Raw genomic sequence first — 23,079 nt, 5'->3', positions numbered from 1 at the left:
ATGGATGAGCTTCTTCAAATTAACCTGCAGTTATTCAGCATGATCGGCACGATCGCGTTCGCCATTTCGGGCGCGGTCGTTGCCATGGAAGAAGAGTACGACATATTAGGCGTGTTTGTACTGGCCCTCGTCACCGCCTTCGGCGGCGGGGTTGTTCGCAATGTATTGATCGGCATTCCGGTGACGACCTTGTGGGAGCAGCGGACGTACTTCTTGACGGCGCTTATCGCCGCATTTCTCGTCTTTATCGTTCCTGTCAGCTGGATTCGCAAGTGGAAAACGTGGGAAGCGCTGTTCGACGCGATCGGCCTGTCGGCTTTCGCCATTCAGGGGGCGCTGTACGCGACGCAAATGAACGCCCCGCTGTCCGCGGTTATCGTAGCCGCCATGCTGACCGGGATCGGCGGCGGCATCATCCGCGATGTGCTGGCGGGCCGTAAACCGCTTGTGCTGCGAGACGAAATTTATGCGGTGTGGGCGATGCTGACCGGCTTCTTGATCGGCTTAGGCTGGGTGCAAGGCTCTTGGCAGCTGCTCGTCTTGTTTGCCGTCATTGTTGTTCTCCGGATGATGTCCGTATTCCGTCGTTGGCGACTGCCGCGTCGGGCTTTAAACTTGACCGAAGAACCGTCCATGGAAAAAAGCTGAATCGGGAATAAGGGGGGCTAATCGTGAGTAATAACCAAGAACCGGGTATTTCATGGAAGGAGTGGAGGCTCGTCCCTTCATCCTCCATTCAAGAGCGGTTGGAAACGGTCAGAACGCTGCAGGAGAGCGAGCTGGAACTGTATGAAATCAGCAAGGACAAGGTGAGTGCGGAGCATTACTTGCACTATGCTTACCTGCATCGCAACGTCGCGGCCATCGGCACGCCAGGGGCACAAGATGAAGTGTTCCATCAACTGCTTCCGCTTGACTCCGACGACGTGCTCGGGATCTTGTTCGAAGAGCAGCCTTACACGTATCCGGAGCATTGGCAAAAGCCCTTTTTGCGCAACGGTCCGGAAGGCGACTATGTATGGTTTGACCCGTCGTATGCCGCGCAGGAGGCCGAATTCGAGTCGATCGGCCGCAGCATCGCGGAGCAGCTGGCCCGCTTTAAGGAACAGGGAGATTTATCCGAGGAGGCGGTGCGCCGCTTCTTATCGGGAGTCGATGCCGGCTTCGATCCTGAATCTGACAAAAAGAAATAAGGCTGGCGCATAATTTCCACCCTGTGATTCATCCTAAGCTTAAGTCTTAGCTGTGTTAGGAGAGGACAGGAGGGAATGTCAAGCATGTATCGAGCATTAGGCAAAGGAACGAAGCGCATAGGGCTCGTCTCAGGCGTCTGCTTGCTGGTGCTTGCCGGCTGCGCAGGCAACAAGCCGGGTACGAGCAGTGCCGGGGGAGGGCTGAACGACCACCGGCAGCAAGCCTTATTCGACCGCGATTCCCGCAACAACGAAGACGCATCGCTTGGTGTGAAGCCGCGTTGGATTCAAGAACAGGAGAACCGCCAGCAACCGGAAAACGGCGGACGCACGCAGCTCGATATGACGAATCGACATCTGGCCAAGACGATGGGCTTCGAACCGGGGATAGCGTCTAGAATCGCCGATCTTGAAGGCGTTCAAGCCGCGCAAGTGCTGCTGACGGAAGTTAACGCGTACGTCGCCGTAGTGCTGGACGGACATAAGCCGGACGAGGAAGCGAATCCGGATACGTGGGGTCATCACATAACAGCTAAAGGCGGCGCAGGTTTATTCGGCGCGGTGGAGGGGACTCCCGACCGGATTTCCTGGACGGAGAACGGAGGGCTCGGCTACGGCAAAGCCGACGAAATCCGCAAGCTGGTGCTGACCATGGCGCCGTCCCATATTCAAGACGTATACGTATCGGCCAACCCGAATTTCGTGCAGCGTGTCCGCTTTTACGCCAAGGAAGAGCAGGAGCGCGGCACGTTCGCCGATTATACGAACGAGTTTAATACCATGATTCAGTATGTGTTTCCGGATAACGGGAATACCAGGAAATAATCGGACACATCAAAAACTCCTTTAACCGCTTGATGCGGCATAAAGGAGTTTTTTACTGCTGGAACTTGTATCCGACACCCCACACCGTCTTGATGTGCTTCGGATCCTTGGGATCGGTTTCTACTTTTTTACGTAAATTTGTAATATGTACGTCTACGGAGCGCTCGGTGACGAAAGAATCGATGCCGCGAATGTTGTTCAACAGCTCCTCCCTGGAAAACACTTTGCCCGGATGAAGCCAGAAGTGCTTCATGATTTCAAATTCGGAGTAGGTGGTTTCAACAGGCTGGCGATGCACGTAAATGCACCGTTTCTCCATATCGACTACAATATCGCTTGTCTCCTGCTGCACTGCGGGCTTGGTGGAAGCGGCAGAAGCGGCCGCTTTGACCTTTCGCGTGAGCGCGGATCTTCGCAGCAGGGCGCTCGTACGGGCAGCCAGCTCGCGCATGCTGAACGGCTTGCACATGTAATCGTCGGCGCCGTTCATCAGGGCGTTCACCCGCTCGGCCACTTCGCTCTTGGCGGACACAATCATGATGGGCACCGTCGATTTGGAGCGGAACTGCTTGCACAAGTCGATACCGTTCGTATCCGGGAGCATCAAATCGAGTATAAGAACATCCGGTTCAGCTTCGTTAAACAAATCGATAGCTTCTTGGCCGGTATAGGCGATGCTGACCGAATAATTTTCTTCGCTCAAGTAGATGGATATCATATCTGCGATACTATGATCATCTTCAACCAACAATATTCTAGACATGACTTGCCACCTCAAATATCGATGAATAGTAGGAAATCATTAACAATGCTCATAGAGAACTAATGTCCGTCTGCAACTTTTCCAATAAGATGATGCAATAATGAAAGTAAACTGTAAAATAGGCGATTTCGATCCTGTTGTAAAGGGTAAATAAACAGTAACCGAGATCGAAGAGCCTCTCAAGTTATGCAGTTGTTCGCAAAAACGAACGTACGAATAGGGGGAATCGATCATGAACATATCAGGCAGCGAGCTGGGATGTCAAATTCAAAAATGCATCGATGATCTAAACATTCTCGTGATCGATAAAGGCTTGACGCTAACGGATCCGCTTGTAGTGAAAATAAGTATGGAACTCGACGAACTGATCTTGGAAGCGATGCGCCGAAAGTGTGACGGCTCATCGTTCGTCTTTGATCGGTCATGCATAAAATGAAAGGATCGCGTACATACCAAGAAAGGAAGCTTGACTACTTCCCGGAAGGACGTGTCCGACTTGAACAGCTGTTATAAAGTGCGCGCTTGCTGCAGTACACGGGATTGCGACTACGTGCAACATAACGATATCATTCGGACGATCAACCATGAATCGTCTTTTTCTTTTGCCATGTGGATGAACGGGTTGGACGACCTCCAAGCGACGACAACCTGTCCCCGGTGCGGAAGCCGCCTATTTTACTACCCCGTTACCTATATGGCTGAAACGGGGTACGGCGAATAGCCGTACCCCCTAACATGAAGAAGGAAGAAACATGGTTACTGTTTACAGCACCAGGCTTCTCCCCATTGCTGCACGGCTTCCATGACCGGCCGCAGCGCCTTTCCTTTATCCGTCAATTGGTACTCGATTCGCACCGGCGTTTCGGGATAGACGTGTCGGCTAATAACGCCTACGGCCTCGAGCTCTTTAAACCGTTCGGCCAACATTCTATCGCTCATACCGGGTATCATTTCTGAAATATCTTTAAATCTGCGCGGGCCCACCAGCAGCGCGCGGACAATCAAGCCGGTCCAGCGTTTACCTAAAATTTCAAAAGCCGCTTCAAACTTCGGACACATCGTTTGCGGTTGATCACTCATCGTTCTCACCTCTTCTTTATTTATTTTATCATAAGTTCCTTTACTTTCGTAAGATTTTTATGAAGGGTTTTTGCACAAATAGTAACATATTCTGGGGTCATAACCGGTTGCAAAGCGTCATTGGAACGGTTTCGGTCGTTTTGAGCGGAACCGGAAGCCGGGAAATGCATTTTTTGGTTGAAAAAATGAGGCAAGTACAGTATAACTGCGATAGGCCTAAAAAAGTTAACCATCAGGAGGATTTATTGATGTACGGAGCCCCTTTATCAGGACAAGCCTATAAAATGCTGCTGCTCGGCTCGGGCGAGCTGGGCAAGGAGGTCGTGCTCGAAGCGCAGCGTCTCGGTGTTGAAACGATCGCCGTCGACCGTTATGCGCATGCGCCGGCCATGCAGGTCGCGCACCGCTCGCACGTCGTGAATATGCTGGACGGGGAAGCGCTGCGGCGGATTATCGAGCAGGAGCGGCCGGATCTGATCGTGCCGGAGATCGAAGCGATCGCGACGCCGACGCTCGTCGAGCTCGAGTCGGAAGGGTACCGGGTCGTGCCGACCGCGAATGCGGCGCGGTTGACGATGGATCGTGAAGGCATCCGCCGCCTGGCTGCGGAAACGCTCGGGCTGCCGACGGCGAAGTACGCGTTCGCCGATAGTCTGGAGGAGCTTCGCGCTGCCGTTGCCGAGATCGGCACTCCTTGCGTGATTAAGCCGATCATGAGCTCGTCCGGCAAAGGACAGAGCGTATGCCGGACCCCGGAGGATATCGAGACGTCGTGGAACTATGCAATGGAAGGCGGCCGCGCCAAGCGGACCCGCGTCATTGTCGAAGAATTTATCAAGTTCGATTCGGAGATTACGCTGCTGACGGTCCGTTCGGTCAGCGGCACGGCTTATTGCGCGCCGATCGGCCATATTCAGAAGGACGGCGACTATATCGAATCGTGGCAGCCTCACGAGATGTCCGCCGCGCAAATCGAAGCGTCGCAAGCGATTGCGAAAGCGATCACCGATGCGCTTGGCGGATACGGGCTATACGGCGTTGAACTGTTCTTGGCGACGGACCGCGTGTACTTCAGCGAAGTGAGCCCGCGGCCGCACGACACCGGTATGGTCACGATGGCGACGCAGGACTTGTCCGAATTTGCGCTGCACGTAAGGGCGATACTCGGCTATCCGATTCCGACGGTTCGTCTGTTGACGCCGGGTGCGTCGTATACGTTGAAGGCGGATCGCGACAGCACGGATTTCCGCATAGGCGGCATCGGGGAAGCGCTGTCGGTTCCGAACACGCAGGTCCGCGTCTTCGGCAAACCGGAGACGAAGCCCGGCCGAAGGATGGCTGTCGCGCTGAGCTCGGCGGACACGACGTCCCAAGCGAGAGAACAGGCTAAACAAGCCGCAGAAAAATTACATATCGACTATACGTCCTAACTCGTATCCGTCCGAGCTTCCCGGTTATAAGTGAAACGCGCAGCTGATCGTCTCGTACATATGCATATAAGCAGGATGAAGAAGGGGAGAGGAACCGATGAACGCACATGAAATCGATTATCAAATTGTGGGCTCCGAAATGCAATACGTTGAAATTGAGCTCGATCCCGGCGAAAGCGTAATTGCCGAGGCGGGCAGCTTAATGATGATGGATCAGAGTATCCATATGGAGACGATTTTCGGCGACGGCAGCGATCAGGGGAAAGGGCTGATGGGGAAGCTGTTCGGCGCGGGCAAGCGGTTGTTAACCGGCGAGAGCCTGTTCATGACGCTCTTTACGAACCGCGGTTCCGGGAAAGAGCGGGTCAGCTTCGCCTCTCCGTACCCGGGCCGTATTATGCCTATGGATTTATCCGAGCTCAGCAATAAAATCATTTGTCAGAAGGACGCCTTCCTGTGTGCCGCGAAGGGCGTCTCGGTCGGCATCGATTTTCAGCGTAAGCTGGGGACGGGCTTCTTCGGAGGCGAAGGCTTTATCATGCAGAAGATCGAAGGCGACGGACTGGCGTTCGTGCATGCGGGCGGGGCGATTTGCGAACGCGTGCTGCGGCCGGGCGAGCTGATTCGCGTCGATACCGGATGTTTGGTAGCTATGACGCAGGAAGTCGATTACGACATCGAGTTCGTGAAAGGTGTCAAAACCGCTTTATTCGGCGGCGAGGGTTTGTTCTTCGCAACGCTGCGCGGACCGGGACGGGTGTGGATTCAATCGCTGCCGTTCAGCCGTCTGGCCGACCGCGTCATGAGCGCGGCGGGGCCGGGCGGGCGTAAAGAAGAGGGGAGCATTCTCGGCGGACTAGGCAACCTGCTTGACGGCGACCGTTAAGAGCGATATGATTCTAAATACAAATAAGTAACCTCTCATTATTTTTTGGAAAAGGGGTGCGAAGATGGCATATAACCCACAAGTCGTCGATGCCAAAATCGTCAGTCACAATCCGAAGAACGGATTGTTCGAAATCGTTGCTCAAATGAAAGACAGGACCGTATGCCGTTTGATTTATGAAAAGGATGCGTCCGGTCAACCAAGGCCGACTCATATCAACCGCTTGTTGAAGGAGCCTTGCCCGATTTGCCGCAAAGATTTTCTTTGCAACTGCATGTCCAAGTTCAAGGAAACCATTTCCAGCCAGGCGCTCGAGAAGGCCGGAACTCCTCAATAAGCAGTCTCGCACTCGTTGCGCGGCGCGACAAGCCCGTAGGTTTTCTGCCTGCGGGCTTGTCGTTTGTTAAAAACCTGCCGCCGCATGGCAGGGTTAAAGCATTGATCTTTTGTCCTGCAGAGGGGAACTATGGTAAAATGTTGTTAAAGGCGAAAGGGGTTGTGCCATGCGAATCGGCGTCGTATCCGACACCCATTTAAACAGCCGCTCGACGGCACTTCCGGCAGCGCTCGTGCGCGGCCTGCAAGGCGTGGACTGCATCCTGCATGCCGGCGACTGGATCGACGAATCGATCGTCGCCTTATTCGAATCGATCGCCCCTGTGGACGGTGTAGCCGGAAACAACGACGGGGTGGAGATCATCCGACGGTTCGGCAAGCGAAAGGTACTTGCGCTCGGCGGGTTTCGCATCGGACTCGTTCACGGGGACGGGGGACGCTCGACTCCCGAGACCGCCTTTCAGTCGTTCTGCGATACGCATGGACACTCGACCGTCGATGTGGTCATTTTCGGTCATTCGCACATCCCGTTCCTGGAAAGACGGGGCGGCACTTTGCTGTTCAATCCCGGTTCGGCCGCTGACAAGCGGCGGCAGCCGCAGTACTCATACGGCATCATCGAGCTGACGGACCGCATCGAAGCCACGCACTTCTATTATGCGGATCGCAGCTAACGTTCCATTCACGATTCAATAAACCCATTAGGAGACGGAGGAACCTGAACATGGCTTCTTGGAAAGAAATTACGACGAACGAAGAGTGGGAACAAGCGCTCACGGCCAGCGTCAGCAAGCCAATTGTTATTCTGAAACATAGCACGGCCTGTCCGGTGAGCTTCAATGCCCTGCAAGAGTATGAAGCATACCTTGGGAAGACGCCGAACCCGGAGGTTGATTACTTGCTGGTGAAGGTGATCGAATCGCGTCCGGTGTCCAACCAAATCGCTGAAGATACCGGCGTGAAACACGCTTCGCCGCAAATTTTATACGTGAAAAACAAAGATACCGTATGGAATACGTCCCATTGGGCGATCACGGAAGAACACATTCATGCCGTCTTGAACTAAGGCAAGTTTAGTCACCGGGTAGAGGAGAGAGCGTATGGCCGTTCAACCGTTTTCGTTTTTTTCTGCAGCGTTATTCGCCCGGAAAGTGTGCCAGGTTTATGTTCCCGATAGTTATCATCTCGATGAGGATCGTCGTTACCCCGTTGTTTATTTATTGCACGGGCTGCACGGCGACGAAACGAGCTGGACGGTGAAAGGAAACGCGGAAGCGACCCTGGATGCGTTAATCGCTTCCCGGGAACTCAGCGAGAGCATAGTCGTTATGCCGAACGACGGCGGATACGGGCACGGGACGTTTTACGTCAATTGGTATGATGGGACGGGGCGATTCGAGGATTACATCCTCCAGGATTTGATCCCGACCATCGACCATGAATTCCGCACGATTGCCGACCGGTCGAAACGCGCCGTGTGCGGGCTGTCGATGGGCGGTTACGGCGCCTTTGCGCTGGCGCTGCGCAACCCCGACGTGTTCAGTGCAGCCGCAAGCATCTCGGGAGCGCTCGTGTCGGTTTCCTTGATGACGCCGCAGGATCTGCGCTCGGACACGACGCCGCGGATCATGGGGCCAATGTACGGGCCTTACGCCAAGGAGCTGGATTTGCACGTGTTGGCGGGGCGGCGGGTGAAAGATGAGGCAAGACCGGCGCTGCATTTCAACTGCGGCCGTTCGGACTTTCTGTTCCCGGCCAACCAGGCGTTCAAAGCGCTGCTTGATCAGCTCGGTTATCCGCATGAGTATATGGAGTTCGAAGGCGACCATCAATGGTCGTATTTCAGCGAACATCTGACGGATGCGCTGCGGTTTATCGAGAAAGCGCTGCAAGTCACCGAGCCGGCGCGGTAAGGAGACAGGTGGAAAGTAAAGCCCGTTCCGGGAGCTATGCTATCGCATAGAAATCCCGAACGGGCTTTATGTCGTGAAATTCAGGACGAACTGGCGTCGAGGGGCAGCCGGTCCGCACGGCCGACGGCTTCGGTTGCCCGTTTGGGCAAGTACACGATGAAAGACGTGCCGTGATCAAGTGTGGATTCGCATTCCATGAAACCGCCGTAATGCTGCAAATAATTGTGCGCAAGGTGCAGGCCGAGTCCGGAGTTCGCCTGTTCCGATTTGGTCGAGAACCCTTTGTCGAAGATGCGGTTGCGTTCTTCCGCCGAAATGTAGGAGCCGGTATTATACACCGTCAACCGGTAGTGATCTTCATGTTCCTGGATCGTCAGCCGGACAGTCCGCAGCAGATCGTCCTGCGGGATCGCCTCGACGGCATTCTTCAACAGGTTGTGCATCACGCTGGAGAAATAATTGATCGGCAGCGTCAGCTGATCGAACGCGCAGTCCAGGTTACCGCTTACCTGCAGGTCGATTTTCTTGGAAACGCATGTTAGCGAAAGTTGGTTGAGCACGACCGCGAGGATCGGAAATTTCACCGAGCCTATGACGGATTGCTGCACGATTTCCTTACACCAAACCGAGATGTAATCTTTGGCCAAGTCGTACTTGTTTATCATCAGCAGGGCATGAACGGTTTGGACGTTGTTGATCAACTCATGCTGCGATTTTCGGATATTGAGCATCGTCGCCTCGGATGACTGCGCCCAGCGCTCCTTCTCATCGAGCTGAAGGCGAATGTTTTTCTCCTGCTCCTCCAACAGCTGAAGCTTGTAATCCTTGGATTCGAGATAATCGTACAGCTTGGCGTTCTCGATCAAGACGGCGATTTCCGAGGCAAGCAGCTTAAGCGTTTCAACCCTTTCCTCTTGAAACACGTGCGTCGCCAGGTTGTTTTCCAGGTACAAAGCGCCGACGAGCTTGTTGAATCGGCAGATCGGGACGCAGAGAATCGATTTCGGCCGTTTGGTTTGAATGTAGGCGTCTTTCGAGAACAGCTCGGATAATACCGCATCCTGCAGCAGCACCGTCTCGCCGGTGCGGGCGGCATATTGAATGACCGTGACCGCAGCGTCTCGGCAGTCCTCAAGCGGCATGATTTGCATCGCCGCGAACGGGGCGTTGGCGGTTTTCTCCGCATCGATCCACAACCGCCGGTCACGCTCCAGCACGAGCATGCCTTTTTCGGCTCCCGCATTTTCCAGTACGATCGTCATGATGCTGTCCAGCATTTGTTGAAGAACGGTTTCGTTCGATACCGCCTGCGACGCTTTCACGACGCACGAGAGGTCGATGCTCGCTTCCGCTGCTTGGCCTCGGGTTACCAGGTACGGGTACTTCTCGTCGAGATCGGTCACTTTGCGCTCGGCGCCCCATTTGGCGTAAAGGCTGCGCGCTTCGAGCAAATAGGAGCGGGCGATTTTCAATTTGCCTGCTTGCAAATAATGCTTGGCTGCACATTCGCTGGCCATGGCCTCGTACTGGACGAAGCGGCCTTTACCCGCATAATGGATCGCTTGATCGTATTTTTCTTCCGCGAGCGCTCGCTTGTCGGTGATCCGGTACCATTCGGCTTCGAGCAGCAGTTTCAGATGTAAGAAATTATCGGGTGAATGCCGGGCCCATTTGTCCATAAACCGGATGCTGAATTGAATTCGATCCCGGAGGCGCTTTCTCTCGGCTGGGGCAGCTTGATCGTAAAGTCCCGCAAGCACCATGCCATAATGAAAGTGGTGCAGATGCACGTGCATCATCCCGAAGACGGTCGACAGTACCGTTTCCGCTTCTTCCAACAGCTTCCGGGCTTCGTCCAGGCGGTTGAACATATAAAACGTTTGCCCCTGCATGACATAATATGTATGTATGATTGCATTGTTGGTGAACCGGGAAAGCTGCTCGATTTCTTCGGCGCTCATGAACCGCTCGGATCTTGTTTCATCGGATGTATGAGAGAATGCTTGATTTCTCATGTTCTGCATGTAACGCTGGAGAACGGTTAGGATCATGATCGTATCGCGGTCCTGCGCTTTATATATAAAATTTTGGTAGTGCTCCGTCTCTTTGAACACGTCCGATAGATGATCCCCCCGAAACAAGCGAAGGAAAAAGCTAAACGTGATCGAATATCCGGCGTATACGAAATCCCCCGATTCTTCCCCGAATTGATAAGCCTTGCGCAGCAGTTCGACGTTCGTCTCGATATGCTCCTTCACATGGCTGGTGAAGGCCCCTGCGCCGAAGTAAACTTTACATTTGATCGGCAAATGATTGAATGAATCGCTCAATTTCACGCCGAGCCGTCCATAGGCCAGACCCGAATTCAGTCTGCCGAGCAGCGAACTCATAATCACGCCGTAAGTCGTATAAGCGAACGCACTGCCTTCCGCATGTCCGTGCACCAGCGAATAATTGAACATGCGAAGCATCAAATAAATGTACAATTCCGAGTTTATGTAGTACGCAGGCGGAATCAGATTAACCAGGAACTGCATAACCGCCTTGTGATTCGGATCGGTCATCACGGGGATGTCGATCAAATCGTCGATGCTGCGGGTGCCTTTACGCGCCTGTGATTTCAGCATCTCCCAAACAATGCTCGCTTTCCCCGTGTTCGGGCGGATATGAATCCCGAGCAGCTTCAGACCTTTCAATCCGATCCGCAGCGCTTCCTCGTGCTCGCCCAGGTTCGTGAATAGCACCATCATCAGGTTGTAGGCTTCGGCTTTCTCCAGTTTGGTGCGCGCATGCAATAAGGCGGCCGCGAACGAATGCTTGGCTTCCTCGAATTGCCCGCTTAAGTATTCAAGCTCCGCTTTCTCCAGCTGAAGCGCGTAAGCCAGCTCGTACTGCCGCTCCCAGTGATCCGATTCAAGCAGCCGATAACCGCACAGCGCGTACTTCAGTCCGGTATCGTACGCAGAGCTTTCTTTTGCCTTGCGGCAAGCCTTTAAGTTTAAGGCAGCCAGCCGTTCCTTCTCTTCCCGCGATCCGATCAGCGGCGCGCCAAGGTTCAGCTGGTTCACGATTTCGAACGTATTCTCTTCTTGTGCGCTTGCGTCCGCATAATGACGCTCCAATAGACGACCGATTTGCAAATGAATTTCCTGTTTGCGATAGTCTGAAAGCAAGGAGTACAAAGCTTGGTAAACGCGATCATGCAAAAATTTATACGTTGTAACCGGGGTTACGCTGTTTCTGCCCGTATGGACCGCGTGGATAAGGCCGTCTTTGACCGCATCCTTCAAGCTTTCTTCCACTTCTTCGGCAGTCCGTCCGGTGACGAGCGCAAGCGTCTCCGAAGTGAACTGATGACCGATGCAAGCTGCGTGCTGGAGCAAAGACTGCAGCTGTTCCGGGAGCCGTACGATTTTGTTGATCATAAAATCGACGACGTTCTCGGTCATGTGCAGCTCTTGGATCTTCGCTTCGTCCCATGTCCATGCGCGTGCCGAGTAGTCGAACCACAGCAGCTGCTGATCGTAAATAGAGCGGAAAAACTGCTTCGTGAAGAACGGATTGCCCTTCGTTTTTTTCATCATCAATTGCGCCAAGGCGCGTACGGGTTGCCGCGCAGGCTGCAGGGTGTCGGTCAGCATTTGCTCCAAATGACGTTCATCCAGCGGCTCTAATTGAATTTGCGTCGTATGGCTGCTCTTCTGCCGCTGCAGCTTATCGATCATGACACGGAGCGGATGCGAGCCCCCGACGTCGCGATCCCGGAATGAACCGATAAACAAGCGGTAGTTCCTGTTCGTACCGAGCCCTATATCCTGTATCAATTGAATGGACGCGGCGTCGGCCCACTGCAAATCGTCGAGAAATAGGATGAGCGGCTGTTCTCTGGAAGTAAACACGGATAGCACCTTCTGCACCGTCATCATGAGCCGGTTGTACATTTCCGCCGGAGGCATCTTTGTAATCGGAGGCTGCTTGCCGAACACCTGCTCGAGCTCCGGAACCATCTCCATGAGCACTTGACCGTTAGGGCCGACTGCCTCCAGAATACGTCGTTTCATGTTGTGAAACGCTTCTTCGTTCAAGGTCAATAAGTATTGAAGCAGCTGCTTGCCCGCTTCGTGCAAGGCGTGGTAAGGGGTAGCGCGTTTAAATTGATCGAATTTGCCGTAGATGAATAAACCGTTCTGTTGTTGAATCAGCTTCTGAAATTCATGTATCAAATAGGACTTGCCAATGCCGGATATGCCGGACACGAACGCGAATTCCATTCCGCCCTTGCGAACCCGGGCGTAAGCCTCGCTCAGCGCTTGAAGAGCGGCTTCGCGTCCGTATATCTTCTCGGAGATCACGAATTGATCGGAAACGCCGTCATTGCCGATTTCATACGGTTCCAGATAGCCATCGGTCAGCAGCTTGTTCAACGCGATTTCCAGATCGTGGCGCAAGGCGAACGCGCTCGGGTAGCGGTGCTCGGGATGTTTGGCCAAACATTTCAGCACAATGTCCGAGACGGGCTTCGGTACTTGATATTCCGTGAGCGGCTTTGGTTCTTTGGTAAACTGCATATGGAGCAGTTCCAACACGTCGTCGCTCTGGAACGGCAGCTCGCCGGACAGCATCCGATAGAACATGATGCCGAGCGCATACAAATCTGTTCGATGATCGGGCCGCCGGTTCATCCGGCCGGTAAGCTCAGGCGCTGCATAGAACAGCGCATTCGTTTCATAAACGGGCTGCGGCAGCACATGCGCCTCCGGTACCGTTGAGATCGGGGTGACCCGGAACAGATCGGTCAGCTTGCATTTTTTTCGATTCGATTCTACAAAAAAAGCGTACGGACTTAAGTTCAGATGCAGGTGTTTCGTCTGGTGCAGCTTGCTGACCGCCTCGGCGGCGCCGATCGCCAGGTTCAGAAACAGGGTCAGCTCGGCAGGGCCCGATTGCAGGTAAGCTGAGAGCGGCTGCCCTTCGATAGGCTGGAACAGCAGGGCGGGGACGCCGTTCCATTCGTACGCCTGCTCCGGCACCCAGACGTCAGCGGCAGCGAGCCGTTTCGCTTGCTCGAATTCCTGCAGCAATCTTTGCTGGAGCGGATCATAGCCCAGTCCGGGCCGCAGCGCTTTGAAATAACGGATGAAGCCTGTGTCTTGTTCCTTAGCCCGAAACAGCAAAGTATGGCCGTTCTCATGGACAGGTTCGACGGTTTTTTCGTTTAAGTTCCAAGCCAACTCGACAGACCTCCGATAACTAACCTTCTTACTATCCATTGTACTTTCCTATATTAGGTTATTCAACCTCAATGCCGCCTGTAATCGGGCCTGAAGACTTCACTAATTTTCCATAATCGTAACAATTGTTATATAATGAAAATCAACCTAAGGTAGTGGACACATGCGGAGGAATGAACATGAAAGTTGCAATTGCAGGAGGAACCGGTTTTATCGGTCGTCACTTGACCCAATACTATATTCAGCAGAAGGCGTCGGTGGTCGTAGTCGCGCGAAAGAAGCGCAAACCGGACCATCCGCTCGTCCGATATGCGACTTGGGAGGAGCTCGAGACGAGCTTGCTGCCCCTTGAAGGCGTGGACGCGATCGTCAATTTAGCCGGGGAGACGATCAATCAGCGCTGGACGGCAGAGGCGAAGGCCCGTATTCTGCAATCGCGGCTCGATTCGGTGGCCAGCGTGCAATCGTGGATCGAGCGGATGGAGCGAAAGCCGGTATTGATCAACGCATCCGGCGTAGCCATATACGGGACGTCCGATTCGGAAACGTTCATCGAAGAGAGTGAATGGAAGAAGGACGATTTCTTGGCGAGCGTTGTCGACCAATGGGAGATGGCGGCGGAGCATATTCCGGATACCCGGGTCGTGCTGCTGCGGCTAGGCGTTGTGCTCGGCAAAGACGGAGGCGCTTTCCCGAAGATGATCGCACCGTTCAAATTCGGCCTGGGCGGGCGGATCGGTACGGGAAGACAGCCGTTATCGTGGATCCATATCGACGATTTGTGCCGATTAATCGATTTCTGCATCGAGCATGAAGAGATTGAAGGGCCGGTCAACGCGACGACGCCGATGGCCGTAACGAACGATGCCTTCGGCCGGGCGGTGGCGTCCAAGCTGAAGAAGCCCTACTTGTTCCCGGTCCCCGCGTTCATGATGAAGATGCTGTTCGGCGAGATGTCGATGCTGCTGCTGCAGGGGCAGAAGGTTTTTCCGTCGGTTGCCGTGAAACATAACTTCCATTACCTGTATCCGGTTATCGAGATGGCGCTGGAAGATTTGCTCGCGGACAAAAAGTGAAGGGGAACGGTACATGTTGACATACGGCAGCACGGATATACAAGAATTACAATTCGTACACCTGTCCCATACGCTCGAACGCCGAAACGAGCAATGGTTCGATATTTACGTCAGCTTCGACCTTATCGATCCGTCGCTCCTCCCGGAAGGAATCGAAGAGCTGGGCGCTCTGCTCGTTTGCACAGCGGACGGTTTGCTTGTCGAGATCGCGCCGCAGGATGAGGGCAGGGATTGCGAATACCAGTTTACGGAGTCGGAGAAGGAGCAGCTCCGCCGGTATTTTCAAGCGCAAGTGCTCCCGGAGTTGAATAAGGGTTAAACCAAGAGCCCCGAAACGGATTATTCCGATCGGGGCTTTTGGCTGCGATTCCGCTTTACTTTTTCTTCTCCATCGCAGCGCGAAGGGCTTCCTCCAGGCTGGAGCCTAGCGAGACCTTATCGCTGTACTGTTCGGCCAGCTTCGATTGCTGCCGCTTCCCTGCTCGGCCGCCGGGGGCATCCCCCAGCATTTCGACGACATTGCAAGGCCGGCACTGCGCGTACTTCCCCGCTTTGCCGGTATGAATTTCCATCTTTTTGCGGCATTGCGGACACCGTTTATTCGATAACGGCGCTTCCGCGGCACGCTTGTAGCCGCATTCGCGGTCGATGCAGACGAGCCTTTTGCCGTGTTTGCCTTTGATTTCCTGCAACGACTTTCCGCATTCCGGGCAGCGCGAGTTGGTGAGGTTATGCGGCTTGTACTCGGCCTCGCTCGCTTTGACATCCCGTACGATCGATTCGGTTTGCTTCCGGATGCGGTTCATGAACGACTGCGCATCCCCTTGACCGGTCGAAATGCGCTGCAGCTCCTGCTCCCAGGCGGCCGTCAATTCCGGCGAACGCAGCTCCGGCACCACGAGCTCCATGAGCTGAGCGCCTTTGCCCGTCGGCTGCAGCGTATTCATCCGCCGTTCGATCGTATCGGTCGACAACAGCTTCTCGATAATATCGGCTCGCGTGGCCGGCGTCCCGAGCCCATGCTTTTCCATGATGGAAAGCAGTCCTGCTTCCGTATACCGGGAAGGCGGTTTGGTCATTTGCTTATGCAAGGACAGGCGGACGTTGTTCAGCGCTATCCCTTTTTGCAGCGCAGGCAGCGTCTGGACCGCGTTCGAGCCGTCGGCGGCATCCCGGTCGTCGCTTTCCTCGTCATCCGCCAAGTGGGACCAGGCCGCCTCCTCGTACATGCTGCGCCATCCTTTGTCGCGGACGACGCGCCCCTTCGCATGAAAAGCTTCGCCGCCAAGCTCGATGACGACAGCCGTTTCATCGTAGCGGTAAGCCGGGTAGAACAGCGAGATGAACCGCTTGACGATCAGGTCGTACAATTTTCGCTCATCGGCGCTTAAGTTGTTCAGCTGCGGGCGTTCATCGGTTGGGATGATCGCATGGTGATCGGTCACCTTCGAATCGTCGGCGATCCGCTTGGTGACCGGTAAAGGCTTCGCCAGCAACGGCTTGACCAGGCCGAGGTAAGGTTGTACCTGAAGCGATTTCAGACGGCCCGGCAGCGTCGGTACGATGTCGGTGGAAAGGAAGCGGGAATCCGTTCGCGGGTAGGTGACAAGCTTGTGCTGCTCGTACAAACGTTGGAGCACGTTCGACGTCTGCTTCGCCGTGAAGCCATACCGTTTATTTGCGTCCCGCTGCAGCTCCGTCAAGTCGTAGGCAAGCGGATGAGGCTCCTGCTTCTCCGTCATTTTCAGCTGGCTCACCTGCGCCGCTTGGGTGCGGTTCAGCTTGGCGAGCAGCGCCTCGGCCGCGGCTTTGTCGAACAATCGGCCGTCAGGGTGGGCCGAGCTGCGCCATGTCGCTTGGAAGGAGCCGAAGTCGGCCCGCAGGAGCCAATAATCTTTGGCTTGGAACGATTTGATTTGCTTCTCGCGTTCCATCATCATGGCGAGCGTCGGCGTCTGTACCCGGCCGGCGGCGAGCTGGGCGTTATGCTTGCAGGTAAGCGCACGCGTCAGATTTAAGCCGATCAGCCAATCCGCTTCCGCCCGACAGACGGCGGACCGGTACAGCGGATCGTAGGCCGTACCCGGCTTCAACGACGCGAAGCCGTCGCGAATCGCCTTGTCCGTCTGCGACGATATCCAAAGCCGTTGGAACGGCTTGTTCCAGCGCACCAGCTCCATGATCCAGCGGGCGACGAGCTCGCCTTCACGGCCGGCATCGGTAGCTATAATAAGCTGGCCAAGATCGCTGCGTTTCGCAAGGCTGGCTATCGCCTTGAATTGAGGCGTCGTCTCACGGATCACTTTCAGTTTCATTTGCCTCGGGATGAGCGGCAAATCCTCAAGCCGCCATTCCTTATAGCTCGGATCGTAATCCTCCGGCTCTGCTAGCGTCACTAAGTGACCGAGCGCCCAAGTGACAACGTAACCGGCGCCTTCGTAGTAATGCTTATGCTTTTGCCCGCAGCCCAGCACTCGCGCAATCTCCTTGGCGACGCTCGGCTTCTCGGCTAATACCAATGATTTCATAAGGACTCCTTTCAACCGTAAAGAGGCAAGCGGCTGTTCTTGTTCCTCTCAGTTGTAACATATTTTCAGGAAGTCCGCTAACTTTCTTGAGATAAGACTGACAGAACTTGTCATAGTTATCATGTATAATGAAGAGAATCGTCGATGGGGACGAATCGCTCGATGTGAATGGAGGCGCCCGGGTGTCCAAATCCAAGAGACTGCTCGAGTTAATGATTGCCGTCAATAAAAAGCGGAAGTTTACGGTTCGCGAGTTGGCCGAAGAGTTTCAAGTTTCTTCGCGGACGATAATGCGGGATTTGCAGGTGTTGGACGATCTCGGCTTACCGTTGTATGCCGAATACGGTCCGCACGGCGGCTACCGGGTGTTGAACGAACGGCTGCTGCCGCCGATCATGTTCTCGGAGCAGGAGGCGGTGGCGATGTTCTTCGCCTACCAGTCGCTGCAGCATTACGGCGCGCTCCCGTTCAGCGAGGAAGCGGTGACGGCGCTTACTAAATTTTATTATTACTTGCCCGACGACACGAAACAGAAGATTGATAAAATGAAGCGGCGGGTCATCTTCTGGACGCCGAAGCGTCAGGCCCCCGTACCTTATTTGCAGTTGTTGCTGGATGCCGCGCTGCAGCAGCGTCCGCTGCGCATCCATTACGATTCGCGCGATGGCGCGAAGGAACGGTCGATTCAACCGATCGGCGTTTATTCGCACAACGGATATTGGTATTGTCCGGCTTACTGCTTTCTCAAAAGCAAGTACCTGCTGTTTCGCGCGGACCGCGTATTGTCGGCGGTGTGGGCGGGCGAGGATCATCCTACGGTCGATCTGCAAGATTTCCCGATCAATCAATGGTTCATGCCGCCGGATGAGAGGAGAGAGGGGACGGCGTCCGGGAGCATGAGCAAGCTTAAGATAGAAGCGAAGCTTACGGTGAACGGGGTGCGGCGGTGCCGCTGGGAGTCGTGGTTTCAACAAGAGCTGCAGGTGGACGAGAACGGAGAAGGCAGGCTGCAGCTGCTCATCGAACCGAACGAAGCGGATTATTTTGCCCGGTATTTCCTCACTCTGGGAGCGGACGTCGTCGTTGAGCGGCCTGCCGAGTTCGTTCATTTGATTCGGCAGGCGCTGTCCGAACTGATGCGTGTGTATAACGTAAAAGACTAACCGACGTTCAACACGGGAACGTAAATGTCGAAGGCGCTGTCCTCGGCATCGACCCCGGTGTAACGCTCGTCGTACCATTCGAATTCAGGTGCGGCTGCACGGGTATATTCGCCGTTCTCCCCGAGCCATGCATAAATGGCCGGGTAAGTTGCCGCAAGCCCTGCTACCGGTCCGCGATGGGTGAAGACGGCATACGTGTGCGGCTCCAGCTCCAACGTCTCGAGGCCGTCCGGAACGGCGTCTGGAAGCCGTGAGACAAGCGCCCCGGCCACATAATCTATCGTTCCCCTAGAGGGATCGGCACAGAGCGACAGCCCTAGCGTGACGGGGCCGTGGCCTTCAATTTCATGCCGTCTCGACGCGAAGACGCCCCATTGTTCGGCAATGGTCGGAATCGGAGCGCCTTCCGTCAGGCGGTGCGTCTGTTTAATACCGACAACGTACAGGGACGGTTTGCTTTGAATTTGAGGTATCATAGAAATCTCTCCTTAACGGTAGGGGTGGTTGGATTATGTACAAACCAAGCATAACGTATAACTATGACATTTTCGGTCATGGTTAGTTCGTTTTTTTTCATTTTTGGAGTTACGGTGCGCTGGATGATATAATACTCGAACAAGGGGTTGTTTGGGAAGCGAGTGAAGCTGGGGGCATGAATCCGAGGGAACAGTTTGGTCCGATCGATATTTATTTGTTCGATCAATTGTTGAAAGGCCGTATAGCTCCCGGGATGCGCATATTGGATGCCGGATGCGGGGACGGGCGCAATCTCGTCTATTTCCTGCGCGAAGGATATGACGTGTACGGGGTGGATTGTGCGGAGAAGGCGGTCCGAAGCTTGCGGCGAACGGCGTCGGAGCTGGCCCCGACGCTGAGTGAGGATCGGTTTCGGATCGAACCGATTGAGAAAATGAGCTTTGCCAACGATACGTTCGATGTGGTCATTGCTTGTGCCGTCTTGCATTTTGCCGAGAATGACGCTCACTATGGACAAATGGTATCGGAACTGTGGCGGGTGCTGAAGCCGGGCGGACTGCTGTTCGCGCGGCTGGCGTCGAAGATCGGGATCGAGGGCCGGGTCGAGCCGCTCGGAAACAGGCGGTACAAGCTGCCTGATGGAAGCGAACGTTACTTGGTCGATTCGGAGACGCTGCACAGGTGGACGGAGAAAATGCATGGCGTATTCGTCGAACCGATCAAAACGGTGCAGGTCGAAGACCTGCGCTCCATGACGACCTGGTGCGTGAAGAAGCCGCATATCTTATTTTTCGATCCGATTGGGGAAACCGCATCGGAAGAACCTACTAATGAAGAGAGGGAGCATTCGCATGAAGCTTAGAGTATCTGCCGTACAGTATCATCTACATACGATTGGAAGTTTTGAGGAGTTTGCCGCCCAGGTGGAGCATTATGTGAAAACGGCCGCCGAGTTCGATGCCGATTTCGTGTTGTTTCCTGAGCTGTTCACCACGCAGCTGCTGTCGATCGGACAACCGGACCGGAAGGAACAGGCGCTGCCGATTACAGCCCTGCCGGGTTTCACTGAGCGTTACGAGGCGCTATTCGCCGGGCTGGCCCGGAACACGGGTATGCATTTGATCGGCGGTACGCATATTATCGAGGAGAACGGCAAGCTGTACAACGCGGCTTATTTGTTCTACCCGGACGGCCGCATCGAGACGCAGCGGAAGCTGCACATCACGCCGACGGAAGTGAAGGAATGGACCATGGGCGCCGGAGACGGTCTGCAGGTATTTGACACGGATAAAGGGCGGATCGCGCTGCTCATTTGTTACGATATCGAGTTCCCGGAAATCGTGCGAATGGCGAAAGCCCGCGGGGCGGATGTCATCTTCTGCCCTTCGTGCACGGACGACCGGCACGGCTTTCACCGGGTTCGATATACGTGTCACGCCCGCGCGATCGAGAACCAGGTGTACGTCGTGACGACCGGCACCGTCGGCTCGCTGCCAACGGTTGATTTCATGCGCGGCAATTACGGGCAAGCTGCGATCATCACGCCGAACGATGTGCCGTTCCCGCCGGCTGGCATCATGACGGTCGGGGAGATCAACGACGATATGGTGATCACCGGAGATTTGGATCTGGACTTGCTGTATGAAGTGCGGGAAAAAGGTTCGGTCACAACGTGGCGCGATAGGAGAACGGACTTGTACACCGATTGGAAATAGGAAGGTGTGTGACTAGCGTGAGCTTAACCTTGTATCGTAAGGAAATGTACGTCTTCGACCAAGACCGTCCGGTGAAGGCCGTCATTCGCTCTTACACGGAAGCCGATTTCGACGGGCTGATTCGTATCCAGCAGGAAAGCTTCCCGCCGCCATTCCCGTCGGAGCTGTGGTGGAACCGCGAGCAGCTTGCCAATCATGTGCGGCTGTTTCCGCAAGGGGCGCTATGCGTCGAGATCGACGGTGAGCTGGCAGCCTCGATTACCGGACTTCTCGTCAACTATGAGCCGGGCGACCCGGATCATAGCTGGGAGGAAATCACCGACGGCGGGTATATTCGGAACCATCAGCCGGACGGCAACACGCTGTACATCGTCGATATTTGCGCGCGGCCGGCGTACCGCAAGCTGGGTTTAGGCAAATGGCTGATGATGTCCATGTACGAAACGGTCGTTAATTTGAAGCTGGAACGGCTGCTCGGGGGCGGGCGTATTCCCGGTTACGGACGTGTCGCCGATCAGATGACGGCCGAAGCTTATGTGGAGCAGGTGATGGAAGGCAAGCTGAAGGACCCGGTCATGACGTTCCTGCTGCGCTGCGGCCGCACGCCGTTGAAGCTTGTTTCGAACTATTTGGAGGATGACGAGTCGCGCAACTATGCGATGCTGATGGAATGGCGAAATCCGTTTCGCCGGAAGTAACGCCGCAGAGATGCTTAGATGCTTAAGGGAACGAGTAAGCTGCAAGAACAAGTGCTAGTGTACGTTCCGGCAAGGAAACAGGTTGCTGTGAGAAGAGCAGGTCGTCTTGACCTGCTCTTTTCAGTCTGCGCGTTCCGAGTGTACCTGTATTAGCGGAGCTCCGGTGCGCTATTGAGCCAAAGGAAGCAGGTTGGTCAAGCGTCCAAGCAGCGGAAAGTGAAAGATTTTCACACAAATTTCATATACATTTATTTTGACGAAGTATAAAAAAAGAACGATAATGAGATTTATAACTCGAAAAAAGTTCATATCTTTACTTTATGAAGCGAGGAATCAAACAAACGAAATGAGGCGCTGTTATGGATCATGCGTTGACCAAACAACAGGCCGGGGAAAAGCTGCTCCGTGTCTTGGTGTTCACCTTAATTATTTCTGTGATGAATGCATCGATGTTTAATGTCGTGCTGCCGGAAATCAGCCGTCAGTTTCAGCTGTCGGCTTCGCAAGTCAGCTGGATTGTTACCAGTTATATGATCGTGTATGCGATCGGCTCCGTCACCTTCGGCAAGCTGGCCGATAAATACCGGTTGAAAGATTTGCTGACGTTCGGCCTTATCTTTTTTACGTTAGGCTCCATTGTGGGATTGGCGGCGACACATTTTTGGATGATTATCGCAGGAAGGATCCTCCAAGCGACGGGAGCCTCCGTCATCCCTGCAACGGCGATGATCATTCCGGTACGTTACTTTGCGCCGGAGAAACGCGGACGCGCGCTGGGCACGACGGCGATCGGACTGTCGCTGGGAGCCGCACTCGGGCCGATCGTATCCGGCTTCGTGACAAGTTTGGCGAGCTGGCGGCTGCTGTTCGCCCTGTCGATTTTGTCGCTGCTGACGCTGCCGTTTTACCGCAAGTATCTGGATGACGAGCGCGGCCAAGTCGGCTCCATCGATTTCGTCGGCGGACTTCTGCTCGCGGGTACGGTTGCTGCGCTGCTGCTGGCGGTAACGCTGTCCGATTGGAGCCTGGCCGCGATCGGCGCCGTCTTGTTCGTCTTGTTCGTGGTCCGCATCCGCAGCGCTGCCGAGCCTTTCGTCGATCCAGCGCTGTTCGCGAACAAATCGTATACGTTCAGCCTGCTGATCGCTTTTCTGGCGACGGGCTTTATGTTCGGCATTGCTTATACGACGCCGCAGCTGTTGTCGAACGTGAACCACCTGAATCCCGCCGTCATCGGTTTCGCGATGTTTCCGGCGGCGATCGCCTCAGCCTTGATGGGCCGGCGGGGCGGGAAGCTGGCCGACGAGAAGGGCAATTCATTCCTGGTCTACACGGCGGCTCTGCTGCTTCTGATTTGTTTTCTCGCCTTATCTACGGTTGCGGGATTGTCGCCATACTGGATTACGTTGTTTCTCGTGTTCGGCAGCATAGGCCAAACGTTCATGCAAATCGCCATGTCCAACACGGTATCTCGAACGTTATCGAAGGAGCAGGCAGGCGTCGGCATGGGGATGTTCTCCATGTTGAACTTTATATCGGGAGCGGCGACAACCGCTTTGATCGGCAAAACGCTGGATCTTGGCGCCCCGTCGATTCAGTTCAATCCGCTGTTCGGGACGCGGGACGGCTTGATTTACAGCAACATTTTCGTATGTCTCGCGGTGGTGCTCGGTTTAGTACTTGTCCTGTACGCAACGCTACTCGGCCAGCGGCGCAAAGATTTCAAGCCGGCCCGCCAGGGATAACGGTTTAAACTTCCTCCGAA

At 54.7% G+C, this 23,079-nt stretch carries 23 protein-coding genes; 18 read left to right on the top strand and 5 right to left on the bottom strand.

What is annotated here, in order from left to right:
* From JMF85_RS18265 to JMF85_RS18255, 3 genes are all read left to right on the top strand, one after another.
* Positions 1–648: a trimeric intracellular cation channel family protein gene (locus JMF85_RS18265; RefSeq protein WP_127605752.1), complete on the top strand. Its 648-nt coding sequence runs from the start codon at positions 1–3 to the stop codon at positions 646–648.
* 23 nt (positions 649–671) lie between these two features.
* Entirely contained in the window at positions 672–1,193 is a 522-nt protein-coding gene (locus tag JMF85_RS18260) for a hypothetical protein (protein ID WP_236595907.1), read from the top strand.
* Between the two features lie 84 nt (positions 1,194–1,277).
* Positions 1,278–2,018, top strand: coding sequence for a YhcN/YlaJ family sporulation lipoprotein (locus tag JMF85_RS18255; protein ID WP_201318686.1), 741 nt, complete (start codon positions 1,278–1,280; stop codon positions 2,016–2,018).
* A gap of 52 nt (positions 2,019–2,070) precedes the next feature.
* Here the strand turns inward: JMF85_RS18255 and JMF85_RS18250 are convergent, their stop codons facing one another.
* Complete coding sequence (locus JMF85_RS18250) at positions 2,071–2,781, bottom strand: response regulator transcription factor (RefSeq protein WP_201318685.1); 711 nt, start codon at positions 2,779–2,781, stop codon at positions 2,071–2,073.
* A 232-nt stretch (positions 2,782–3,013) separates the two neighbouring features.
* On the opposite strand from JMF85_RS18250, the gene JMF85_RS18245 reads away from it, so the two are divergent.
* Positions 3,014–3,217, top strand: coding sequence for an aspartyl-phosphate phosphatase Spo0E family protein (locus JMF85_RS18245; protein WP_054799415.1), 204 nt, complete (start codon positions 3,014–3,016; stop codon positions 3,215–3,217).
* A gap of 30 nt (positions 3,218–3,247) precedes the next feature.
* A complete protein-coding gene (locus JMF85_RS18240; RefSeq protein ID WP_236595906.1) occupies positions 3,248–3,502 on the top strand; it encodes a hypothetical protein in 255 nt (84 codons plus the stop codon).
* 35 nt (positions 3,503–3,537) lie between these two features.
* Here the strand turns inward: JMF85_RS18240 and JMF85_RS18235 are convergent, their stop codons facing one another.
* Positions 3,538–3,861 carry a winged helix-turn-helix transcriptional regulator gene (locus JMF85_RS18235; RefSeq protein ID WP_054796475.1) on the bottom strand — a complete coding sequence of 108 codons (324 nt, stop codon included), beginning with the start codon at positions 3,859–3,861 and terminating at the stop codon, positions 3,538–3,540.
* Between the two features lie 248 nt (positions 3,862–4,109).
* Here JMF85_RS18235 and purT point away from each other — a divergent pair, with 248 nt between their 5' ends.
* The 6 genes from purT (at position 4,110) to JMF85_RS18205 (ending at position 8,426) form a co-directional block, all read left to right on the top strand.
* A complete protein-coding gene (gene purT / locus JMF85_RS18230; protein ID WP_201318684.1) occupies positions 4,110–5,291 on the top strand; it encodes a formate-dependent phosphoribosylglycinamide formyltransferase in 1,182 nt (393 codons plus the stop codon).
* Between the two features lie 97 nt (positions 5,292–5,388).
* Positions 5,389–6,177: a TIGR00266 family protein gene (locus JMF85_RS18225; protein WP_201318683.1), complete on the top strand. Its 789-nt coding sequence runs from the start codon at positions 5,389–5,391 to the stop codon at positions 6,175–6,177.
* 64 nt (positions 6,178–6,241) lie between these two features.
* Positions 6,242–6,514 carry a hypothetical protein gene (locus JMF85_RS18220; protein ID WP_127605758.1) on the top strand — a complete coding sequence of 91 codons (273 nt, stop codon included), beginning with the start codon at positions 6,242–6,244 and terminating at the stop codon, positions 6,512–6,514.
* A 166-nt stretch (positions 6,515–6,680) separates the two neighbouring features.
* The gene (locus JMF85_RS18215; RefSeq protein WP_127605760.1) at positions 6,681–7,187 is read left to right on the top strand and encodes a metallophosphoesterase family protein; all 507 of its coding nucleotides are present in this window, start codon (positions 6,681–6,683) and stop codon (positions 7,185–7,187) included.
* Positions 7,188–7,237: 50 nt separating this feature from the next.
* The gene (ytxJ, locus tag JMF85_RS18210) at positions 7,238–7,579 is read left to right on the top strand and encodes a bacillithiol system redox-active protein YtxJ (RefSeq protein WP_127605762.1); all 342 of its coding nucleotides are present in this window, start codon (positions 7,238–7,240) and stop codon (positions 7,577–7,579) included.
* Positions 7,580–7,613: 34 nt separating this feature from the next.
* Positions 7,614–8,426: an alpha/beta hydrolase gene (locus tag JMF85_RS18205; RefSeq protein WP_127605764.1), complete on the top strand. Its 813-nt coding sequence runs from the start codon at positions 7,614–7,616 to the stop codon at positions 8,424–8,426.
* Positions 8,427–8,506: 80 nt separating this feature from the next.
* On the opposite strand, the gene JMF85_RS18200 is transcribed toward JMF85_RS18205, so the two are convergent.
* A complete protein-coding gene (locus JMF85_RS18200) occupies positions 8,507–13,657 on the bottom strand; it encodes an AAA family ATPase (RefSeq protein WP_236595905.1) in 5,151 nt (1,716 codons plus the stop codon).
* A gap of 179 nt (positions 13,658–13,836) precedes the next feature.
* Between JMF85_RS18200 and JMF85_RS18195 the strand changes: the two genes are divergently transcribed.
* Both JMF85_RS18195 and JMF85_RS18190 read left to right on the top strand, forming a co-directional pair.
* Complete coding sequence (locus tag JMF85_RS18195; RefSeq protein WP_127605768.1) at positions 13,837–14,733, top strand: TIGR01777 family oxidoreductase; 897 nt, start codon at positions 13,837–13,839, stop codon at positions 14,731–14,733.
* Positions 14,734–14,746: 13 nt separating this feature from the next.
* Positions 14,747–15,052 (top strand): hypothetical protein, encoded by a 306-nt coding sequence (locus JMF85_RS18190; RefSeq protein WP_127605770.1) that lies wholly within the window; start codon positions 14,747–14,749, stop codon positions 15,050–15,052.
* Between the two features lie 55 nt (positions 15,053–15,107).
* Here JMF85_RS18190 and JMF85_RS18185 read toward each other — a convergent pair whose 3' ends face one another.
* Positions 15,108–17,261 (bottom strand): DNA topoisomerase III, encoded by a 2,154-nt coding sequence (locus JMF85_RS18185; RefSeq protein ID WP_127605772.1) that lies wholly within the window; start codon positions 17,259–17,261, stop codon positions 15,108–15,110.
* 182 nt (positions 17,262–17,443) lie between these two features.
* On the opposite strand from JMF85_RS18185, the gene JMF85_RS18180 reads away from it, so the two are divergent.
* Entirely contained in the window at positions 17,444–18,424 is a 981-nt protein-coding gene (locus JMF85_RS18180) for a helix-turn-helix transcriptional regulator (protein ID WP_127605774.1), read from the top strand.
* Here the strand turns inward: JMF85_RS18180 and JMF85_RS18175 are convergent.
* On the bottom strand, positions 18,421–18,900 hold the full coding sequence (locus tag JMF85_RS18175) for a GyrI-like domain-containing protein (RefSeq protein WP_127605776.1): 480 nt from the start codon (positions 18,898–18,900) through the stop codon (positions 18,421–18,423). The genes JMF85_RS18180 and JMF85_RS18175 overlap by 4 nt on opposite strands.
* A gap of 176 nt (positions 18,901–19,076) precedes the next feature.
* Between JMF85_RS18175 and JMF85_RS18170 the strand changes: the two genes are divergently transcribed.
* The 4 genes from JMF85_RS18170 to JMF85_RS18155 all read left to right on the top strand — a co-directional run bounded on the left by JMF85_RS18170 (position 19,077) and on the right by JMF85_RS18155 (position 23,059).
* On the top strand, positions 19,077–19,763 hold the full coding sequence (locus tag JMF85_RS18170; protein WP_127605778.1) for a class I SAM-dependent methyltransferase: 687 nt from the start codon (positions 19,077–19,079) through the stop codon (positions 19,761–19,763).
* Positions 19,753–20,616, top strand: a complete 864-nt coding sequence (locus tag JMF85_RS18165) for a carbon-nitrogen hydrolase family protein (protein ID WP_127605780.1) — start codon at positions 19,753–19,755, stop codon at positions 20,614–20,616. The genes JMF85_RS18170 and JMF85_RS18165 overlap by 11 nt, the downstream gene beginning before the upstream one ends.
* Positions 20,617–20,660: 44 nt before the next feature.
* Positions 20,661–21,314 (top strand): GNAT family N-acetyltransferase, encoded by a 654-nt coding sequence (locus JMF85_RS18160; protein ID WP_397375996.1) that lies wholly within the window; start codon positions 20,661–20,663, stop codon positions 21,312–21,314.
* A gap of 359 nt (positions 21,315–21,673) precedes the next feature.
* Positions 21,674–23,059, top strand: coding sequence for an MFS transporter (locus JMF85_RS18155; protein WP_174817560.1), 1,386 nt, complete (start codon positions 21,674–21,676; stop codon positions 23,057–23,059).
* Positions 23,060–23,079 lie beyond the last annotated feature (20 nt).

Source organism: Paenibacillus sp. EPM92 (assembly GCF_016586185.1).
In the GTDB taxonomy this organism is placed as follows: Bacteria; Bacillota; Bacilli; order Paenibacillales; family NBRC-103111; genus Paenibacillus_G; species Paenibacillus_G validus.
Note: the sequence above shows the minus strand (reverse complement) of the source record. Positions and strands in the feature narration are given on the sequence as shown.

Excerpts from the sequence above, each read along its gene's own strand:
- JMF85_RS18155 (WP_174817560.1), top strand. The coding sequence starts at position 21,674 with ATGGATCATGCGTTGACCAAACAACAGGCCGGGGAAAAGCTGCTCCGT.
- JMF85_RS18160 (WP_397375996.1), top strand. The coding sequence starts at position 20,661 with ATGTACGTCTTCGACCAAGACCGTCCGGTGAAGGCCGTCATTCGCTCT.
- JMF85_RS18190 (WP_127605770.1), top strand. The coding sequence starts at position 14,747 with ATGTTGACATACGGCAGCACGGATATACAAGAATTACAATTCGTACAC.
- JMF85_RS18185 (WP_127605772.1), bottom strand. The coding sequence starts at position 17,261 with ATGAAATCATTGGTATTAGCCGAGAAGCCGAGCGTCGCCAAGGAGATT.
- JMF85_RS18265 (WP_127605752.1), top strand. The coding sequence starts at position 1 with ATGGATGAGCTTCTTCAAATTAACCTGCAGTTATTCAGCATGATCGGC.
- JMF85_RS18220 (WP_127605758.1), top strand. The coding sequence starts at position 6,242 with ATGGCATATAACCCACAAGTCGTCGATGCCAAAATCGTCAGTCACAAT.
- JMF85_RS18195 (WP_127605768.1), top strand. The coding sequence starts at position 13,837 with ATGAAAGTTGCAATTGCAGGAGGAACCGGTTTTATCGGTCGTCACTTG.
- ytxJ (WP_127605762.1), top strand. The coding sequence starts at position 7,238 with ATGGCTTCTTGGAAAGAAATTACGACGAACGAAGAGTGGGAACAAGCG.
- JMF85_RS18235 (WP_054796475.1), bottom strand. The coding sequence starts at position 3,861 with ATGAGTGATCAACCGCAAACGATGTGTCCGAAGTTTGAAGCGGCTTTT.
- JMF85_RS18245 (WP_054799415.1), top strand. The coding sequence starts at position 3,014 with ATGAACATATCAGGCAGCGAGCTGGGATGTCAAATTCAAAAATGCATC.
- JMF85_RS18165 (WP_127605780.1), top strand. The coding sequence starts at position 19,753 with ATGAAGCTTAGAGTATCTGCCGTACAGTATCATCTACATACGATTGGA.
- JMF85_RS18225 (WP_201318683.1), top strand. The coding sequence starts at position 5,389 with ATGAACGCACATGAAATCGATTATCAAATTGTGGGCTCCGAAATGCAA.
- JMF85_RS18255 (WP_201318686.1), top strand. The coding sequence starts at position 1,278 with ATGTATCGAGCATTAGGCAAAGGAACGAAGCGCATAGGGCTCGTCTCA.
- JMF85_RS18205 (WP_127605764.1), top strand. The coding sequence starts at position 7,614 with ATGGCCGTTCAACCGTTTTCGTTTTTTTCTGCAGCGTTATTCGCCCGG.
- JMF85_RS18170 (WP_127605778.1), top strand. The coding sequence starts at position 19,077 with ATGAATCCGAGGGAACAGTTTGGTCCGATCGATATTTATTTGTTCGAT.
- JMF85_RS18215 (WP_127605760.1), top strand. The coding sequence starts at position 6,681 with ATGCGAATCGGCGTCGTATCCGACACCCATTTAAACAGCCGCTCGACG.
- JMF85_RS18250 (WP_201318685.1), bottom strand. The coding sequence starts at position 2,781 with ATGTCTAGAATATTGTTGGTTGAAGATGATCATAGTATCGCAGATATG.
- purT (WP_201318684.1), top strand. The coding sequence starts at position 4,110 with ATGTACGGAGCCCCTTTATCAGGACAAGCCTATAAAATGCTGCTGCTC.
- JMF85_RS18175 (WP_127605776.1), bottom strand. The coding sequence starts at position 18,900 with ATGATACCTCAAATTCAAAGCAAACCGTCCCTGTACGTTGTCGGTATT.